The sequence below is a fragment of the Salipaludibacillus sp. HK11 genome (assembly GCF_047795645.1).
In the GTDB taxonomy this organism is placed as follows: Bacteria; Bacillota; Bacilli; order Bacillales; family Salisediminibacteriaceae; genus Salipaludibacillus.
On the sequence record NZ_CP181045.1, the window covers coordinates 3150529 to 3170836 of the forward strand.

Consider the following 20308-nt stretch of genomic DNA (forward strand, 5'->3'; position numbering starts at 1 on the left):
CAAAAGAACTGTCCCTTTGCTTCCGGACGGTTCTTTTGCTTCCCAGTTTATTAGAGAAGTTCTTCTATTTTTTTCAACGTCAGCTTATCTGCTATGCCACTAACTCTTAAACCATGTTGTTTTTGGAACGCTTTTACTGTGTTTTCAGTTATTGGGCCATAATAAGTCGTTGGATGATTCGACACATGAAAACCTAAATGCGATAAATTTTCTTTTAATGAGATCGCAGTTTCATGATATTGACCATTCCTTAATGGACTTGATAAAACTTCATCGATTTTTGCTAAAGTTTCTTTACCTGCTACGCCCGTTTCTTCTAATTTATAATACTTTTGAAAACTTCTTACGGTTTCCTCTGTGACTGGTCCATAAAATATCGTCGGATTGTTCGATATATAGAAATCTAATGTAGCTAATCTTTCTTTTAGCGTGATCACATCTTGACGGTATGTCCCATTCGCCATAGGGGCTTCTAAAAGCTCCTGTATCTTTTTCAATGTTACTTCGTCTGCTATTCCATTCACTCTTAAGCCCTGCTCTTTTTGGAAATCTCGAACTACTTCTTCCGTTTTCGGTCCATAGAAAGTCGTTGGATGATTCGATATATGAAATCCTAGATATGCCAAATCCTTCTTTAGTTGAATAGCTGTTTCACGATATTGACCATTCCTTAATGGACTTGATAAAACTTCATCGATTTTTGCTAAAGTTTCTTTACTTGCTACGCCCGTTTCTTCTAATTTATAATACTTTTGAAAACTTCTTACGGTTTCCTCTGTGACTGGTCCATAAAATATCGTCGGATTGTTCGATATATAGAAATCTAATGTAGCTAATCTTTCTTTTAGCATGATCACATCTTGACGGTATGTCCCATTCGCCATAGGGGCTTCTAAAAGCTCCTGTATCTTTTTCAATGTTACTTCGTCTGCTATTCCATTCACTCTTAAGCCCTGCTCTTTTTGGAAATCTCGAACTACTTCTTCCGTTTTCGGTCCATAGAAAGTCGTTGGATGATTCGATATATGAAATCCTAGATATGCCAAATCCTTCTTTAGTTGAATAGCTGTTTCACGATATTGACCATTCCTTAATGGACTTGATAGTACTTCTACGACGCTTAACAACGTGTCTTCATTTACAAGACCAGTTACTTCATAACCAAAGTACTCTTGAAATGCTATGATTGAAGCTTCTGTTTCATTGTTTAATTTACCATTAGGTTGCTGATCGAAGAAACCCAAATTTTTCAAATCTGTTTGTAACTTCAAGACTTTCTCTTCCATCTCGTCAGTAAAATTCTCCAATGTTTCAACTGTGTATTTCATTGAAAGTTCACTTTTATTATTATTATTTTTAGCTATAAGATGATAGCTATATGTTGTTTCAGGTTGTAATTCTTTATCAATGAATCGTTTCTCTGTACCTGAATAGATGAGTGAATCATCACGATACAACTCATAATACGTCGCGTCGTTGTTTTTTACCCAGCGTAATTCAATAATATTTGACGTGACATTTTCACTATCAAGCTCCGTTGGTGAAAGAAGTGTTAAAACATCAATACTAGAATCTTCACTAAATCCTTCGGTATTAATAGCCGAGACATTCACTTGATAAGTAGTATTAGGTGACAAATCGTTTATTTGAAATTCAGGTTCTGTCGTTTCAAATTCACCAACGTCTTTAACAGTAACTTTATAATAATCTGTATATTCTTGAGCGTTCCACGTAATTTTTAGCGAGTCACTCTTTACACTATCTACTGCTAGATTTGATGGTTGATCAGGGACATTGGCTGAAGAGTCGCCCCCAACATCTGGTGCTTGTACCAATCCATAACCAAACTGAGAGTCTCTTCCTTTTGGCCCTAAATCTAAGGCATTATCTCTTAAAGTTGCTCTAAGATCATCTCTATTCATGTCGGGATAGGTCTCTATTAATAATGCAAGAACACCTGCAACGTGAGGTGTTGCCATACTAGTTCCACTACTTTTCGCATAGTCTCCGTTCAGCGTTGTTGAATCAATCGCTACTCCAGGAGCACTAAATTCAATTTCTTCCCCAGTGTTTGAAAACGAAGCAATTTCATTATTTTTATCAGTTGCTGAAACAGCAATAACATTCGCTAATGCTGCTGGGTAGCTTACACTGTTAGAGGAATCATTTCCCGATGCTGCAATGCTTAGTATCCCCTTATCATATGCATTCGTTAAGGCTTCATCTATTGAACGAGAATATTCATTAGACCCTAAACTCAAATTGATAATATCAACTTCTTTTGAAATCGCCCAGTCAATTGCGGCCAATACATTAGTTGACCAGATTTCCCCGTCGAGATTACTTACTCTTGCAGCGTAAATGTCAACATCAGGTGCAACACCGACGACTCCAATCTCGTTATTTCTTGCACCCACGGTTCCTGCAACGTGGGTTCCATGTCCGTCTACATCTTCGCAGGTTGCCGCATCTGACGCACCATAACATCCAGCAATACTCAAATCTGGGTGAGAAGTGTCAACTCCACTATCGATGATGGCAACTTTCACATCTTTCCCAGTGACATCGTTACTCCAAGCTTGCGGTGAGTCAACAGCTGCTATGCCCCAAGGTGTTGTTTGCCCTTGAATATCATACCGCTCATTTTTTTCAACCGATATGACATTCGGATTATTCTTTAACCCGCCAATTGCTTGTTGAGGTACAGAAATTGCCAAGGCAGGTATGTTTTCAAATTCATGATGAACCGTTCCATTTGAATTGGTAATTAGCTCTTGGTTCGCATTATTTTTAAACAGTACAATAACTTTATCTTTATCGTCTTCCTTTGTATCCCTTCGACCATTTTTATCTTGCTGTTTTAGTTTAATATCTTCCTTTATTACTTCACTCTCTTTTTCGCCAGATTCTTCTTGTTCAACTAATATTTGATCATTTTGTGTTTCAAGGCTTATTCTTTCTGTTGCCGCTACAGGCGCAGTAAAAATAAGGTTCATGCACATAATCAACAAAACAAATAAAATAAATGGTTTTTTCCTTTTCATATATATATGCCCCCATGTGTGTAGCTGTGTAAGTCTATTAGACTACTATCTTCAGTATCCTTCACTAGGATCATTCTTGCAATCGTCATAATTCATTCTTTTATAGGTCTTAATACTCAATATTACTTCAATTGTTATTATTTAGAAAAAATCCCTCGATCTTACCTCATCATTCCAGCATAAAAATACACAGCTCAGTAAGAAAATGGCTGTATATCAGCTTTTATCTACATTTTGAAAACTGTTAAAATATATCATAAACTTAGAAGATCGTCATAAGTTTAGTTACTAAATAGTCACCTTACCTCTCCTAAAAATAAACAAGCCAAATACTTCTTACTTTCCCCTCGATTGATAGTGCTTCATCGATGCTTGCAAGAAAAAATAAAGTCCAGCCATCCCAAATTTCTTAATTTCATGGTCGGAAAGATATCGAATAACTCCTTCGCCATCGTCGACAGGTCGATATATTTCTAAAATATATGTAAACGTATCTGCAGTATAGGGATTGTTTTTACCTACCAAATAACGTCTTGATAGCCCTTGGTGCATTTCATTTGTTCTCTCATCCCATCTTTCAACAGGCCTACCAGCGAATAAAGAAAGCGAGTCAGCTATAAAATCCCTATAAATATTTGATGCACCATCGACATTACCTACGATTAAATCTTGATAGTTCTGCCCACCATCTTTCTTTGGTGCCATCAAATGACAATCTATATAGGAAAATGGCTTTAGATCATCCATAATTTTTTTTATGTTTTGCGACTCCTGTTGAGAGAACGCTTTAAAATCTCTATTTAGATTCACACGATTGGCATTTTTCCTCCCCCTCAGTCTGGCATGAGGTCTGGTCCTCTCGTATCCCCAAGGGTTCCCAACCGGAATGTAAGCAATATGAAATTCATCTAATAATACATCCCGAAACGCTTGATCTTCGAGAATATTGTCCCTTAGCTGCTCCATAAATGTTAACGTGTATTGCGTAGATTGCCACTCTGATCCGTGTAAACTTGCCAACACCATAATCGTCGGTTTGCTCTTATCACCCAGTTCTATAAGATACATATTGAAATCGCCGCTTGCATCTTTCCCGATGACGGAAACATCGTTAAATGCATTAATTCTTGATTCAACAGCACTGTATGGCTGATAGGCAACCTCGCCTTCAAATTTATAAGGTATCTTTCTTATTTCCAAGCTTGAATTCTGAGAATCTTTCTTATTTATGATTTTCCTTTTGAAAAAATCCTGTATATTTTTAATCCGCACTATCATCAACCTCCAAACAAACCGCCTAGAATCGACCATTTTTCTGTCCCCTTATATTAATAAAGGAGCACAGGCATGTCTAATCTATTTTATTTTTTTGCAACTGAAAAACTTTCCTCTAATTGCTATTCAAACAAAGGAAGCAAAAATTTCAGCTTCCTAGAATAGCTCTTGCACTTTATTGTAACTTTCAAACGTACCGATATCGTATCTCATCCCCTCGAATTTAAAGGCATGTACAGGTTTGCGTTGGATCAACCAGTCGATGAAGTAGCCGGGGGCGTCCGGGTTATTACCTTCATCTATGTATTGTTTGATAAGCGGGAGTGTCTTTGCCTTATAAATATAGAATGGAAGGACAGCCAGGTTTGACTTTGGATTTTGCGGTTTCTCTTCAAAACCTGTGACTTTATTTTCGTAATCAATTTCAACCACACCAGTTGATTTTATCTCTACCACATCGTCTAACTCATGTGTCGTAATACAGTCAGCATCGACCTCACGATAAAATGCTCGAAACCTTTTACTGAAATTCAAACAGATTATTTCCAACCAGCACCATTAAGTCATCAGCAATTTCTACTTGATCTAATACGTATTGAATATCGGCAATCGCACCTAATCGGTTATCGTTTGTCGTTGTTTGATCATTGATGACATGGATCGACTTCTTGCTTTGAAATTCGTTCACCCACTTTTGAAAACTCGAGTGGAACTTATCGTTCGTTACAATAGAGACTTCATCTACCTTTTCCATAATATGATCCATAATCAGTTTTTCCCGCAACTTTAAGAAGTGGTTTAGCAATATTTTTAGTAAGTCGATACAGCCTTGTTGCGTAACCCGCAGCTAGTATAATACTTTTCATGTCACAAAACTCTCTTTTACTATCTCGTTATTCTTGCTCAATCATTTCCGTGGACTTTTATTTTTCACTTATGTATGCAGTTAACCTATGAATGATGTGGAAGCAATAGAACCGTCCCTGCGCTTCCCACCCTCTTCTTTCTATCGTACATGAATGGGTTCGATAATACAGAATAAATGTCCTTTTTTTAATTGATGATTTAAGAGAACGCTTTGCTCAATAAAAAAAGCAGCCGACATTCTTTCTCTGGAACACTTTTATTCTAGCATATTGAGTAGAAAAGGCAGGGAATTTGTTATCACGAACCTAACGTATATCTCTTCCATTCTCATTTGATTATAAAAAAGAAAGGTGTCCCAAAAGATCTTCTTTCGGAACACCCTCAAATACTATAGATTAATCATCAGTCATATTATTTTCAACTGTCTCTTGTGCCTCTCTTAGCGCTTCTTCAGGAGTATGAGATTGTTGTCTAAACACATTATTCAATACATTTGTACCAAGCTCAGTTGATACGTCAGGAGTATATTCAGTAATATTAACTGCATTGATTTCATCTCTAATATCTAATAGCGTATCGAAAATATCATCCCCAAAATATTGGTAGAATTTATTATCTTCTTGAACTGCATCGCTTTCCCAAACATCCCAACGAGGAGGGTCAAACCCAAGTACAGTCCAGATTTTTTCGTTTGCTTCTATTGAAAGCTTTGAATAGGCTAAGAATTCTTGTGCAAGTTCCGCATCTTCTGTTTGATTCGTAACTACTGTTCCTGTACCACCCATACCTGCTGAGCGTTTTCCACCCTCTTCCCAAGCAGGTAATGGTCGGATAACCATCTTTTCTGCTAGATCAGGCATATAATCAGTGAATCTGCCCATAAACCAGATCGGCATTGCAATGGATGCAGCTCCTCCTTCGTTCATATATGCGTAAAATTCTTCCGCATGTGGCTCTCCACCTGGACTAAGCTCCGCAACTTCGTCAACATAAATCAAGTCATGAAAGTATTGTAATGTATCAATATTTTCTTGAGAGTCTAAAGTTAAATTACCATCTTCGTCAAACCAATCAGAGTCTCGTTGACTGATATGTTGCCAATATGGTAAGAAATCGCCAGTATGAACACTAGTTAGCACAGCATCTGTATTTGCCACAACTTGCTTACCAGCTTCAGTATAATCATCATAAGTTTGAATCGAATCAATATCTACCCCAGCTTCATCCATAATTTCCTTATTATAGTACATAACTGACGCCCCAACATGATATGGCATTCCATAATAATCCCCATCTTTTGCATAAATATCAAAACGTGCCTCAATGAAATCATCTATAACAGGCTCTACATAATCATTCATTGCTAACAACTGCGGTTCCCCTTGGAGGAAATTCGGGAAACGGGCAATTTCAATATCCGCTAAATCCGGTGCACCTGACCCAGACTGTAATGCTAATAATAAATTATTATGCATTTGGTCAAATGGATAAGTTTCAGCAACTAACTTAATGGGTTTGTCGGGATTCTCTTCATTCCACCCAGGTACTGCATCTTCAAAGAACTCCATGTGTAATTCACTAAACGTCCAAAATACGAGTTCTGTAGCGCCGTCTATATCATCACCTACTACCGTCGTATCATCTGCCTCTCCATCTCCCGAGCTTGAATTATTACCGCCACATGCCATTAAAACTAAAGCCATTATGCCAAAAAGTACAATTGGAAAATTTAGCTTTTTCATAATATTTTACCCCCTATTGTTTCAATTTTAAATCTACATATGATACAAACTCTAGATAATCTCACTGAATATGATCACCCCCCCTCATTTAAGAACTAAACAAAACTACTCCAAAATTAGTAAACGTTTTCATTTTGGTTTAGAATTACTTAGTTTGTAATCAATCGAACGGGATATGAAATCAGAATTTGCTTCCTTAAGTTTATGAAGTTTTATGATCTAATTCCCAAAATATTTTCATAGAGAACCACATACAACCTAGTGAAACGAAACTAATTGAAAAAAATGGTATAAACCCTGGGAAATCTAAAGACAAATAAACTACTGTAAAAACGACAAATCCACTGGCAAAAGTATAATGAAGTTTTGTCAAACCTATAATTAATGCATTTCGAATGTGCCTAAACCATGAAGTTTGGTAATGGGCTAATAATGGAAAAGACCATAAAACAATAATGATATAGAAAAACAAAACGAGGTAGAAAGCAAATGGAATTACAAATACAATTTCTCCAGGTGAATTTGCTATCACCCTATAATTAAGGTAAAGCAAACCTCCTATGATGGACAGAAACCACCCCATTACATTAGATACAATGAACTCTTTTAAATAGATCTGCTTAAAAGTTTTCCATATCTTAATGTCTCGATCTCCCATGATCAATTTTCTTGATACCCCTAGAGCTGCTAACGTAGCTGGAAAAACTCCACCTATAATTAAACCTAAAAGAGAGTAGAAGAACCACAATAGATTTATAGCAGCTAATTGCATCATCCATCGAAGAATACGATCAAGTGAAGATACTACTTGTTTTCCATCCATCACTTTATACCACCTTTATTAGAAAAACTTGGCATTTCGCCAAGTCCTTCATGGCGAAAGCCTTCGTTTATCTTATACTTTAACCCTTTAGCGAAGCTAAACATTCCTAAAGTATAAAGAATACTTCTTACCCCTTTACTCCTCCTAGCGTTAAACCAGCCACGAAGAAACGCTGGAAGAAAATGAACAGTATAACAATTGGAACAATTGTCATGACTGATCCTGCTAGTAATACATCATAGTTATTACCATAAGGTGTTAATAAAGTTGCCAAACCGATTGGTAATGTAAACATTTCATTGGAGCGTAATACAATTAACGGCCATAGAAAGTTATTCCAACTATTTAACCCTTGTAAAATCGCCATCGCAGCTAATGATGGCCCCATAAGTGGTAACATAATTTTAAAGAATATCCCATATTCTGAAGATCCATCTATCCTTGCTGCATCCATCAATTCTCTAGGTAGACCTAATGCATATTGCCTAAAGAAAAAGACAGCTATTGGAGCAACAACCGCAGGAACTATAACGGATGCATAGGTATCAATTAACCTCAACTCAATCATTAATTGAAAAAGTGGTAACATTAAAATTTCAAATGGGATCATCAATATAAACAATACAAGTATAAAGAAGAAGTTTTTTCCAAAAAAATCATATACTGCTAGAGCATAACCAACCATCGATGAGAAAAATAGTGACGTGACGATAATAACTGCTGATATTATCAAACTATTACCATACCATCGCCAATAAGAACTAGCTTCAGTAAAGATGTATACAAAATTGTCAGTGGTTAATGTACTTGGATCAAAAATTAGGGTAATTCCATTACGCATCAATTCAGTTGATGGTCTAAATGCACCAAGTATTAAATTAAATAGAGGAAATAGTGCAACGAAAGATATACCAACGAAACAAACAGTTATTATCCACGTTATTACCGTATATTTATTTTTCTTCATTACTCATCCCCCCTTTTGAAAGCACCAGTGAGATAAAGTTGGATAAATGTAATGATGAAAATAATTACCATCAATACAACTCCAATGGCTGCACCGAATCCCATATCATTTTGCTGAATACCTTGTTGGTACAAATAACCAACTATAGTTAAACCGATATTCCCAGGTGATCCTCCTGTCCAGAAAACAAAGCTTTCCTCAAACATTCTGAAACCACCTATAATAGAAATTGTAGCAACAAAAATTGTTACTGGTTTTAAGAATGGTAATGTAACATAAAAAAACTTCTGTACTACACTCGCACCATCAATATCAGAAGCTTCATACAATTCTTTTGGTACATTTTGCAAAGCTGCTAGGAAATATAAAATATTTATCCCCATCCAGCGCCAAGAGGCAAGCACTACCATTAAAAACATACCTGACCAGGCATTATATCTCCACTCAACAGCTTCTAAACCTACCCAGTTAAGTATTTGGTTCGCTACTGCAGTATCACTTTCCGCAAACATAAGTCTAAAAACCATACCTGCAACAATTACAGAAGTTAACGCCGGTATAAATAACGCAGTTCTAAAGACGGTTTTAGACTTTACAATCTTTGAATCTAAGAAAACTGCTAACAATATTGGCACGGTTACCAATATAACTACAGTTAAAATAACGTAGATAACCGTATTCTGTAATGCCGTGTAAAAAGTTGGATTTAAGATTCTCGAATAATTACTTAACCCTATAAAACTAACATCTCCAGGCAGCACTCTTTGAAAACTCATAATAACAGCTTGTATAGCTGGATATAACGATAATATTATAAATGAAATAATAAATGGTGAGATAAATACATACGGAACAACTTTTTTAGAATTTAAATAATCAGGAATACTTTTTCGTTTTTTACCATTAGGCTGCAACAGTTTCTGCTCCGTACTTTTTACTGGTTGCATCATGAGACCCCCTCATTATTTATTAATTTAAGATGCAATATTCATTCTGTCTCCCTTTTTTAAAGTACTGTTTACGATTAAGATAAATTTTAGTTGTTCCATTAAATAGTATCTATTATGTTTTACAATTAGCCCTCCCTTTCTTATAACTATTATCATGTTGTACAACTAACTGTTCAAAACCTCATTAGACCTACAGGACGAATTATAAAGTAAGAGTTCAAAATAATATGAATCTTCTGATAAAATAATACCTAAATTAATATTAATATTTTGACATATACACTTAAATAACTAAGGTAATCAAACGGTCGTAAGTAGACAAAACCTAAAATGTAAACGTATTCAAAAATATATAATGTAAACGTATTCATAATTAACTTGACTTCATTATATTACTGCTATCCTTGCATGTCAACCAAACTCCTACAATAACTTAGTTTTATTAGAGGGATTTACAATGAATATATACGTACATATATATATAAAGAGGGTTGCTTAATTACAATAATTTCATTTTAGTAATAATTAGTAATTTAATTGTAGACAACCCACCCAAAAACTCGATTATTTTACAGTAATTTTTAAATTATAAATGTGTATAATTTTGAAATTGAGCCTGAAATTATATTTTTAGAGTAGTGGATTTATTAATTATTATGTACTTTATTATCACTTTAATTTTTTAGACCCTTAATCTTTGACCTTATTAAAACTATATTTAAACGTACAAAGTTTTATTTTTTGAGTTAATACACCAACATATACGGATTAATTTCGGATGAAATCAAGCAGTTACTCTAATAATCCTAAATTCTAAGAGGTTCGGTTTGAAAAGCCAAGAGTTAAAATAAAATTATTAAAAATGTCATTTAAACTTCACCACCCAAGAAAGCAAATAACTCTGCTTTCTAGAATAGGTTTTGAACCTTTTGGTAACTTTCAAGGGTACCGATATCATATCTCATGCCCTCGAATTTAAAGGCGTGTACAGATTTATGTTGAATAAGCCAAGGGATGAAATTGCCGGGCGCATCTGGGTTGTTGCCTTCATTTATGTATTGTTTGATGAGAGGAATCGTCTTTTCCTGATAAATATAGATTGGTGGTACAGCGAGATTTGACTTTGGATTCTGCGGTTTCTCTTCAAATGATGTGACTTTATTTTCTCCATCAATTTCAATCACACCAGTTGATTTTATTTCTGCCTCATCGTCTAACTCATGAGTAGTAATACAGTCAGCGTTCACCTTACGATAAAAGTGCTCGAAATCTTTTAACTGAAATTCAAACAGATTATCTCCAGCCAGCACCATTAAATCATCCGTGATTTCCGCTTGATCTAATACGTATTGAATATCAGCAATCGCCCCTAATCGATTATCATTTGTTGTTGTCTGATCATTGATCACATGGACCGTCTTCTTGCTTTGAAAATCATTCGCCCAGTTTTGAAAACTTGCGTAGAATTTATCGTTAGTCACAATAAAAATTTCGTCTATGACATCCACTTCTTCAACTTTTTCCATAATGTGATTCATAATCGTTTTCCCTGCAACTTTTAGTAGTGGTTTCGCAGTATTTTTCGTGAGTGGATACAACCTAGTCGCATATCCTGCTGCCAATATAATACATTTCATAACACAAAACTCTCCTTTATGTTTCTATACTATAGATGATACTCTAATTGAACTACCCGCCACTTAACAGCTTGCGAGCTGTTTGAAGTGGGGGATTCCTAAGAACACCTTCGTAACCGAAAGTTTTAATTAGGCTATCCCCGTCGCACCGACAGTTAGAAGCCTTATAACTTCATTTTAAAGGTTTAATCCTGCGTTCATATCGCGGTCGTGATGCATCCCACAAATACATGTCCATTCACGCGCATTCAGATCTTTAACGTCTTTGTTTTTATAGCCGCAACTTGAACAACGTTGGGAGCTAGGGAAGGTTTCGCTCACTTCCGCCACCGCCTTCCCGTACCATTTAGCTTTATATTTTAACAAGCTCTTAAATTGACACCAAGATGCATCAGCGATGGATGCATCTATTTTCTTATTTTTCATCATGTTCGATACTTGCAGACTCTCCATTCCGATAATATCGTGGTTCTTGATAATATCGGTCGAGGTCTTATGCAAGAAATCTGTCCGCTTATTTTCAATCTTTTCGTGAATTCGAGCGACCTTGATTCGTTGCTTGTTCCAGTTGCTAGAACCAATAACTCGCCTTGATAGAACTTGTTGAGCCTTTGCTACCTTTTGTTCTAACGACTTAAAATAACGATGGTTTCTATATCTTGTTCCATCTGCAAGGATAGCGAAGTCTTTTAGTCCTAAATCAACGCCTGTACTGGTGTTTGTCTTCGGCATGTCAACGACGTCTGTTTCAGCTAAGATTGACACAAAGTACTTACCACTTGGATTGCGGCGGATGGTCGCATTGATGATTCGCCCATCCACGTCACGACTTTTAGCAAAACGAACAAGACCAAGCTTCGGCAACTTGATGTGTTTATCTGAAACAGCGATATTTCCATTGGTGTACTTCGTAACATAGGACTGTATCTTGTTCTTTTTGCTTCTGCTTACCGAGGAAGAAATTAAACACGAATCTTGAACAACCGAGCGTTTTATGAATGAGCTCGACTTGTTTTGGATGAGGAAAAATAAGAAATTTGAACGCTTTTTTTACTAACATCACATCGCCTTCTCACAAACGTATGTTCTAATCATATCATGAGGTGAGTCTGTTGGCTATCGCCAACCGCCACGGCTAAAAGCCCTTCTCGCGATGGAAGAGGGAGTCTTTTGGCGGAAAACGATAAATATAAAATTAAAAATGCAGAAATTCTCCAAGCGTCTAACACGTACACTTGGAAATCCCTGCACCATTTGGCCACTTTTGCTCCCGATCCATCATCACTCATTCATTCGAGATGTCGGATGAGGAGGAAGCAAAAGAACCGTCCCTCCGCTTCCATCTTATTGACTTATTTCTCTTAAGCGAGTTTCGATAAACTTCATTATGTCATTTGTTTCTTCAGAAGACTGACCTGCGGCGCGCCATTTAATATCTTCCATCAACCGTTTCAATTCATCTACGCTCATTCAGTTAAAACCCCTAATCATTTTAAAATATAGTACTATATGTAGCTAGTACTATATCATAAACTTTATGCGAATCTAGTCGAAAATTGTAGACTAGATCAACTTTTTTTAAGAAGCATGGGGACGGTTCTTCTGCTCCCTTCGACTTTCTAAAATAAACAGTTGACAATGATTATCATTATCAATATATTGGATATAGTCATTATAAATTTATGTGAGGAGTAAACACACAATGAAAAAGCTATTACTACCGTTCTTCCTTTTAATTATCCTTTTCCTTAGTGCTTGTGGGGATAACGAAGCTACCGAGGCAACTGAAGCGCCAGAGGAAAATGAAACAACAGACGCCAATAATGCAGAAAATAATGTAGATGAAACGAAATCAGATACAGAAACCGAATCTGAAACATTTACTTACGAATCTGAATCGGGCCCAGTCGAGGTTCCTACCAACCCACAAAGAATTGTTGCTCTCACGAATGGACCAAACATTCTTGCTTTAGATGGAAATATAGTTGGAATTGATGAATGGACGCAAGCGAACCCTCTTTTTGATGAGAAATTAGATGGAGTTGAGATCGTATCCGATGCAAACATGGAACAAATTCAGAACTTGAATCCAGACCTCATCATCGCAGGGTCTTGGCAAGAAAACCTTGAAAATCTAAGCAAAATCGCCCCTACTGTTATCTACACATGGGGAGAATTAGATTATTTAACACAGCAAATCGAAATTGGAAAACTTTTGAACAAAGAAGAAGAAGCAGAAGAATGGGTGAACGATTTCAAAGAACGTAGTCAAACAGCGGGAGAAGCGATTCGCGAAAAAATTGGTGAAGACGCTACTGTTTCTGTGATTGAAAACGGCGTCGATGAACTTTATGTATTTGGCGATAACTATGCTCGAGGCACAGAGATCCTGTATCAAGAAATGAAGTTAAAAATGCCAGAAAAAGTCGAAGAAATGGCACTAGAATCAGGTGTTTACACCCTTTCATTAGAGGCAGTCCCTGAGTTTTCCGGTGATTATATCGTCTTAAGTAAAAGTCCTGATTACGATAATTCATTCTTTGAGACAAACACCTGGCAAAGCGTTCCTGCTGTTCAAAACAATCAAGTAATTGAATTAAACAGCAAAGAGGTTACCTACAGTGATCCAATTTCATTAGAATATCTATTAGAAATTTTTAAAGATTCGTTTTTGAATGAATAGGCAGAAGCATAGACCCCTCTAACTGTTAGAGGGGTCTTTTAATTTTCGTTTCGATTATGTGGACTCCTAAACTTGTCCTTTTTTCGCGCCATTCTTGTCGCGCAATTTTTATTTAATTAGTATTTTGACCTAACCAATCGTTTTTTTATGAATAAAAAATATAAATCTTTATAAATGTTATTATGGATAAAACGATGTGGGAGGTAATATAAGTGACTACAATTAAATTAAATGAGTTAAAAAAAGAACTAAAGGGATTAAATGAGAAAGAATTGACCCAGATTATCGTGGAGTTATACAAAGTGAACAAAGATGCGCAAGAGTTATTATCAATCAAATTTATTGGTGATGAAGCTGTAGAAGCCTTGTTTTTGAAATCTAAGAAGCAGATAAAAGATGAATTTTTTCCTGGAGATGAAGATGAGAAGCTTAGATTAAAGGAAGCAAAGAAGTCCATTTCCAATTTCAAAAAGATGACTAACGATTTAATTAGAACCGTAGATTTGATGCTTTATTATGTAGAGATAGGCACCGAGTTCACCAATACATATGGCGATATTGATGAAAGTTTTTATGGTAGTATGGTCTCAATGTTTGAAAAAGTCGTGAATGAGTGTCTAAAGAATGAGGAGCTTTATGCAAAGTTTAAAGACCGCATGGATACCGTTGTAGAAGACTCAGATGGAATTGGTTGGGGATATCATGATGTCTTAGATGAATTATATTTTTCAATGGTCGGTGTTATGGAAGAATAACGTGAAAAGAAACGCGAGAACTTCTCGCGTTTCTTCTTTAAACACTGCTTTTTAAAAACGAAGGGCCACTTCACAATTAAGTCAGGGCTTCACGCCCAATAGTTCAATTGTTATTTGGTAAACTGATTTGATCCTTTCGACAAAAATCGAGAGTGGCACCAGGTTCCCGACCACAAGAACCGTCCCCCCGGTCACCCCGCTACACTGTTTTACGTTGCATTCTTATGACTACAAACAAGATTACGAATACTAAGGTAAACAGAACCATTGCAAGAGGGTTCGTTAACATGTATTGAATCAAAGGAAGATCCCTTGCTTCAGCGATCGTCATAGATCGAACGAGATTTCTTTCGATTAATGGACCTAGGACAACTCCAATGATAATAGGCGCAAGAGGTACATCAATTTTTTTGAAAACGGCACCCATAATACCTAATACAATCGCTATCAACACATCGAATAAACTATTCCTGATACTGTATGCACCGAAAAGAGCAAATACAAGAACACTTGGAACGATATACTCCATTTTAATTTTCAATATATATGAAAAGTACTTAATGCCCACTGCGCCAATAATCGCCATTGCAATGACAGTTAAGAGCATTCCATATAAGAACGTATAAGCAACATCTGGACGAGTAATAAATAAATCTGGCCCTAGAATAATTCCATGAATAATCAAAGCACCAGCTATAATTGCCGTTGTCGGACTTCCTGGGACACCTAACGCCAATAATGGAACCATTGAACTCCCTACAGTAGCATTGTTGGCTGATTCTGCTGCGATAATTCCTTCTGTATTCCCCTTTTCAAACATATGAGGCTTTTTTGAGACTCTTTTTGCTTCCCCATATGACATAAATACAGCGAGGGTTGTGCCAACTCCAGGTAGCAATCCGATAAATGTTCCAATTAATGATGATTTCATTACGAGGATCTTATGTCTCATAATATCTTTAAAGACAGTTACCCTTTTAATCTCTTGTTCCTTATATGTGACGACTTCATTTGCTTTCCTACCGATATTGAGAAACATTTCAGCAAAGCAAAACATTCCTAACACCACAGGTATAACTGAAATTCCAGACCTTAGCGCCATGCTATCAAACGTAAACCGCTCGGCTCCAACAGCCATATCTAATCCTATAGTACTAATAAACAGTCCAAACAAAGCTGCGAAAAAGGATTTGTAAATATTATTCCCCGCAATCGCACCAATAATAACTAGACCACTTAGAGAAATGAAGAACATCTCAGCAGGACCGAATTTTAATGCCAAATTTGCCAATGGTGGGGTAAACAAAATCAAAACAATAACACCTACGAAACCACCGATCATACTTGAAAAAATAGAATAATACAGTGCTTCTTTTGAACGGCCTTGTTTCGTTAATGGATAACCCTCCATTGCTGCAGGGGCAGCAACAATATCACCTGGTACATTTAACAAAATAGCAGTAATTGATCCTCCATACATTCCCCCCATGTAAATACCTCCCAAGAGGAGGATGCCGATTTGTGGCTCTAGCGCAAAGGTTAATGGTAACAATAAGGATATTCCGATCGCACCATTTAAACCAGGAATTGCGCCAACGATGATTCCAATTAATACACCTATGAACACAATAAAAAGAACACTGGGAGTAAGAATATCAAGTAATATTTGAAGTGCATCCATTAACAAAGCCTCCTAAAAACATTAGAAAAACTTGGCTTGTCGCCAAGACCTTTATGGCGAAAGCCTTAGTTTATCTTATACTTTAATCCTTTCGCGGAGTTAATCATTCTTAAAGTATAATCAAAAGAGAGCTTTTTGCTCTCTTTCAATTACAGAAAAATTTAATTTCCTCCTGTAAAGTCATCCATATTATCATCAATAAGTGGATTTAACACGCTATTACTATTATTTAAATATTCAGTTAGACTTTCATTATCCAAGTATCTGTATGGAAGAACTGCTTCTTCAAAACTTTTTTGCAACTCTTCAGAATTTCCAAGATTATCTAACGCTGTTGTCAATACCTCTTTTACATCTTCTGGAAGACCTTCAGGTGCAACGAGTACACGAGCAACACCCAATTCAAGATCGTATCCTTGCTCGTTAAGTGTTGGATATTCCGAGAACATTTCAATTCTTTCACTTGCTGCATATCCTAATGGTTTCCCGCCAGCACCGACGACTTGATCTGCTGCTGTAATGGAAGATGACGCTACTTCAATATGATCACCTAACAATCCATTGATAAGTTCACCGCCACCATCGTAAGATACAGGTGTTACATCAATTCCTGCTTCACTTTCGAAAGCTAGAATTTTTAACAGGCCTAGTGCACCTGATTCACCAATTGTTAAACTACCTGGGTTTTCCTTTGCATATTCAACAACATCTTCTACGTCTTCGAATTCACTTCCTGGCCCAATGAATAGAGCGTGTGCTACATCATCGAACGCAGCCAAATATTCAAAACTATCAAATGTAAAATCTGTATTTCCTGTTTTTTCTAATATAAGATTATCTGGGTAACCAAAGACACCTAAAGTATAGCCATCTGGATCGCTAGCTGCCATTTCAGCTATACCAATTTCTCCGCCTGCTCCATCTCGGTTAACAACAGTAATTTGTTGATCTAATTCGTCACTTAGAGCATCTGCCAAGATACGAGCTACAGTATCTCCACCACCGCCAGCGCTATAAGGAACGATAAGTTGAATGTTTTGCTCAGGATAGTTTGAATCCGTTGCTGTTTCACCATTTTCATTGTTTTCATTGTTTTCATTTGCCATATTGTTGTTATTGGCTGAATCGCCAGCTTCTTCGTTATTATTATTCCCTGCACACCCGACCATAACTGCTAGTGAAAGGACCATAACCAATACTAATAATCGTAATTTTTTGCTCATAAATTCACACGCTCCTTATAATTTTTTAATATTAATCCTCAAGAAAATTTTCTATATTATATAACTCATTCGATTTAAATGAAGCCACTACACCGTATCATTAGAAAAAACGACCACTTGGTGTCGGCAAGCTAAGAAGTACTGTGAATACCACATACATTAAAACGGTTACAATTGTTGCTACCAATAACCCTTTAAGAAAGTGCCTGACCGTTAACTTAGCCTCGTACGATCTGTATGTTTGATAAAAAAACAATACCATTATTAATAAAAAGGAAGTGATATAAAATCCCAATTGTGATAATAAACCATATGCTGTTAGTAAAATGGCACCAGGTATCACAATATGAAAGATAAACGTATTTTTTGTTAATGTTGATTCATTTTCTTCCTTTTGCTTTTTTCTTTTTATTAGGGCATCAATAATCATTAGAACTCCTGTGATTGCCATTCCATACAAAATGATTTGAGGAAACAATGCAGACCTGTCAGGTAAATCCAATGTTTGGATATAAGCGATAATAGAAAAGATTATTAATACTACGCCAAATATGACATTAGATAATATGATAAACACCACCTTTACACTGTGAAAAGAAAGCAACGAACAGCTACAATACGAATACAAAATTTTTGAAGGAAACTTCTTGAACTGCTCATTGTTTTAAGCTACTTTTAGCTAATCTTTCTTCACAACCTCATGTCCGCCAAATTCATTTCGTAATGCAGCAACAACCTTACCAGTGAAAGTATCATCTTCTAATGATCGATACCTCATCATTAGCGATAATGTAATAACAGGTGCAGGTACTTGAAAATCCAGTGCTGATTCAACTGTCCACTTACCTTCACCAGAAGAATTCATCACCCCTTTAATTCCATCCAAATTCGGATCTTTTGAGAAGGCACTTTCACTAAGTTCCATTAACCAAGAACGGATGACAGAACCATGGTTCCAAACATTCGCAACCTTTTCATAGTCATAATCAAACGGGCTTTTTTCTAAAATATCGAAACCTTCAGCAATAGATTGCATCATGCCGTATTCAATGCCATTATGAATCATCTTCAAGAAGTGACCACTACCTGCTTCACCAGAATGAAGGTAACCGTTCTCAATTGTCGTATCGTCAAAAATACTCTCCACACGCTGAACGACTTCTTTTGTTCCTCCAACCATCATACAGGCACCATTTCTAGCACCTTTAATTCCTCCACTCGTCCCAACATCTAACAAATGAATGTTTTTTTCTTTCAAAAATTCTGCTCTTCGTATTGAATCCTTGTAATTGGAATTTCCCCCATCAATCACGACATCATCTTTGTCTAAAAAATGATAAAGCTTTTCTACTAGACTTTCCGTGATCTCACCTGCTGGAACCATTAACCAAATGGTTCTTGGTTTCTCCAACTGATTCACCAGCTCTTCTATCGAATAAGCAGGAATAGCACCTTCGTTCTTAAGGCTATCTACTTGTTCTTTGTTCACATCGTTTACGATTATCTCGTGTTTGTGATCAAGAAGATTTTGTACCAAGTTATATCCCATTTTTCCGAGACCGATCATTCCTAACCTCATCATTTCACTCCTTTCAAAGATTCTTTTCTCAAATTTTTGTGAAATATTTTTTCTTTCTTTTCTCATTATAAGATAAAATAATTTTTTATCAAGTGTTTTATTTAAAAAATATTTTTTCTTTTTTCGTTTTCGTATATAATGGGACGAAGACAACAATCATGACTGGAATTTTTTTGAGAAACAAAATTTTAAATTCTTTCCTAATAAAAGGAGTGGTTTTATGAACCAAGCAGAAAATGGTCATTGCAAACATCGTATAAGGGCTTCCTATAACACGTTTCGCGAAAAAGAAAAAAAAATTGCTGATTATATTTTGGATCACCCGGAAAAAATTATTCATTCTACCATTAATCAAATGGCTGCTAATCTCGATGTGGCAGAAGCAACCGTCTTTCGTTTTTGTAAAAAAATTGGTTTTAAGGGATATCAAGCGATGAAAATCGCCTTAGCATCTGAGGTTGTCACAGGCATAAAAGACATCCATGAGACAATTCAAGAAGGCGACGATGAAAAAACTGTCGCTGAAATAGTGTTCAAATCAAATATTCGCACGTTAGAAGACACACTTTCTGTCCTTGATAGCGATAGTTTTAAAAAGGCTGTTCAATTTCTATTGAAAGCAAATCGGGTGGAGTTTTACGGCAATGGTGGATCCGGTGTGATTGCAATGGACGCTCACCATAAATTTATGCGAACAGGAATTCCAACCATTGCATATAGCGACTCTCACTTCCAAGTCATGTCTGCTTCACAGCTTACTGAACAAGACGTCGTTGTCCTGATTTCACATTCAGGGACAAATCAAGATATTTTACAAGCACTCGAGGTTGCTAAGGAACAAGGAGTTCCAACCATCGGGATCACGACACTTACGAAATCTCCTTTAAGTAAACGCGTTGATGTTCCTTTATATACGGTATCAAAGGAAACAGATTTTCGATCTGAAGCACTATCATCAAGACTTGCTCAACTAAGTATCATTGATGCGCTTTATGTCAATGTTAGCATTGGGAGAAAAGAGCTTATGCAACGATCAATTAAAAAAATGCGTAAAGCCATTTCAAGTAAACGAATATAAGTAT

18 protein-coding genes and 1 pseudogene are annotated in these 20308 nt (G+C 36.3%); 3 read left to right on the top strand and 16 right to left on the bottom strand.

Annotated elements, in window-relative coordinates; all coding sequences use genetic code 11:
• Positions 1–50: 50 nt before the first annotated feature.
• The 12 genes and pseudogenes from ACM26V_RS14990 to ACM26V_RS15045 form a co-directional block, all read right to left on the bottom strand.
• The gene (locus ACM26V_RS14990) at positions 51–3044 is read right to left on the bottom strand and encodes a peptidoglycan-binding protein (protein ID WP_416147532.1); all 2994 of its coding nucleotides are present in this window, start codon (positions 3042–3044) and stop codon (positions 51–53) included.
• 336 nt (positions 3045–3380) lie between these two features.
• Entirely contained in the window at positions 3381–4316 is a 936-nt protein-coding gene (locus ACM26V_RS14995) for a M14 family zinc carboxypeptidase (RefSeq protein ID WP_416147534.1), read from the bottom strand.
• Between the two features lie 159 nt (positions 4317–4475).
• On the bottom strand, positions 4476–4853 hold the full coding sequence (locus ACM26V_RS15000; protein WP_416147535.1) for a nucleotidyltransferase family protein: 378 nt from the start codon (positions 4851–4853) through the stop codon (positions 4476–4478).
• Positions 4840–5073, bottom strand: a complete 234-nt coding sequence (locus tag ACM26V_RS15005; RefSeq protein ID WP_416147536.1) for a hypothetical protein — start codon at positions 5071–5073, stop codon at positions 4840–4842. Before ACM26V_RS15005 ends, ACM26V_RS15000 begins: the two co-directional genes overlap by 14 nt.
• Positions 5057–5185: a sugar phosphate nucleotidyltransferase gene (locus ACM26V_RS15010; protein WP_416147537.1), complete on the bottom strand. Its 129-nt coding sequence runs from the start codon at positions 5183–5185 to the stop codon at positions 5057–5059. The genes ACM26V_RS15005 and ACM26V_RS15010 overlap by 17 nt, the downstream gene beginning before the upstream one ends.
• Before the next feature lie 396 nt (positions 5186–5581).
• Positions 5582–6928 carry an ABC transporter substrate-binding protein gene (locus tag ACM26V_RS15015; protein WP_416147539.1) on the bottom strand — a complete coding sequence of 449 codons (1347 nt, stop codon included), beginning with the start codon at positions 6926–6928 and terminating at the stop codon, positions 5582–5584.
• Between the two features lie 202 nt (positions 6929–7130).
• Positions 7131–7751, bottom strand: coding sequence for a YesL family protein (locus ACM26V_RS15020; RefSeq protein ID WP_416147540.1), 621 nt, complete (start codon positions 7749–7751; stop codon positions 7131–7133).
• Positions 7752–7878: 127 nt separating this feature from the next.
• Entirely contained in the window at positions 7879–8718 is an 840-nt protein-coding gene (locus ACM26V_RS15025; protein ID WP_416147541.1) for a carbohydrate ABC transporter permease, read from the bottom strand.
• Positions 8718–9665, bottom strand: a complete 948-nt coding sequence (locus ACM26V_RS15030; RefSeq protein ID WP_416151888.1) for a carbohydrate ABC transporter permease — start codon at positions 9663–9665, stop codon at positions 8718–8720. The genes ACM26V_RS15025 and ACM26V_RS15030 overlap by 1 nt, the downstream gene beginning before the upstream one ends.
• A gap of 911 nt (positions 9666–10576) precedes the next feature.
• Positions 10577–11305 (bottom strand): nucleotidyltransferase family protein, encoded by a 729-nt coding sequence (locus ACM26V_RS15035; protein WP_416147542.1) that lies wholly within the window; start codon positions 11303–11305, stop codon positions 10577–10579.
• Positions 11306–11482: 177 nt separating this feature from the next.
• Positions 11483–12365, bottom strand: a pseudogene (locus tag ACM26V_RS15040) (RNA-guided endonuclease TnpB family protein).
• A 284-nt stretch (positions 12366–12649) separates the two neighbouring features.
• Positions 12650–12775: a hypothetical protein gene (locus tag ACM26V_RS15045; RefSeq protein WP_416147543.1), complete on the bottom strand. Its 126-nt coding sequence runs from the start codon at positions 12773–12775 to the stop codon at positions 12650–12652.
• Positions 12776–13007: 232 nt separating this feature from the next.
• Between ACM26V_RS15045 and ACM26V_RS15050 the strand changes: the two genes are divergently transcribed.
• Entirely contained in the window at positions 13008–13988 is a 981-nt protein-coding gene (locus ACM26V_RS15050; protein WP_416147544.1) for an iron-hydroxamate ABC transporter substrate-binding protein, read from the top strand.
• A gap of 212 nt (positions 13989–14200) precedes the next feature.
• The gene (locus ACM26V_RS15055) at positions 14201–14743 is read left to right on the top strand and encodes a DUF6155 family protein (RefSeq protein ID WP_416147545.1); all 543 of its coding nucleotides are present in this window, start codon (positions 14201–14203) and stop codon (positions 14741–14743) included.
• Between the two features lie 199 nt (positions 14744–14942).
• On the opposite strand, the gene ACM26V_RS15060 is transcribed toward ACM26V_RS15055, so the two are convergent.
• The 4 genes from ACM26V_RS15060 to gnd all read right to left on the bottom strand — a co-directional run bounded on the left by ACM26V_RS15060 (position 14943) and on the right by gnd (position 19226).
• Positions 14943–16424: a tripartite tricarboxylate transporter permease gene (locus ACM26V_RS15060; protein WP_416147546.1), complete on the bottom strand. Its 1482-nt coding sequence runs from the start codon at positions 16422–16424 to the stop codon at positions 14943–14945.
• A gap of 161 nt (positions 16425–16585) precedes the next feature.
• The gene (locus tag ACM26V_RS15065; RefSeq protein ID WP_416147547.1) at positions 16586–17647 is read right to left on the bottom strand and encodes a tripartite tricarboxylate transporter substrate binding protein; all 1062 of its coding nucleotides are present in this window, start codon (positions 17645–17647) and stop codon (positions 16586–16588) included.
• Positions 17648–17747: 100 nt separating this feature from the next.
• Positions 17748–18227 (bottom strand): tripartite tricarboxylate transporter TctB family protein, encoded by a 480-nt coding sequence (locus ACM26V_RS15070; protein WP_416147548.1) that lies wholly within the window; start codon positions 18225–18227, stop codon positions 17748–17750.
• A 99-nt stretch (positions 18228–18326) separates the two neighbouring features.
• Positions 18327–19226, bottom strand: a complete 900-nt coding sequence (gnd, locus tag ACM26V_RS15075; protein ID WP_416151889.1) for a phosphogluconate dehydrogenase (NAD(+)-dependent, decarboxylating) — start codon at positions 19224–19226, stop codon at positions 18327–18329.
• 220 nt (positions 19227–19446) lie between these two features.
• Here gnd and ACM26V_RS15080 point away from each other — a divergent pair, with 220 nt between their 5' ends.
• Entirely contained in the window at positions 19447–20304 is an 858-nt protein-coding gene (locus ACM26V_RS15080) for a MurR/RpiR family transcriptional regulator (protein WP_416147549.1), read from the top strand.
• Positions 20305–20308: the final 4 nt, after the last annotated feature.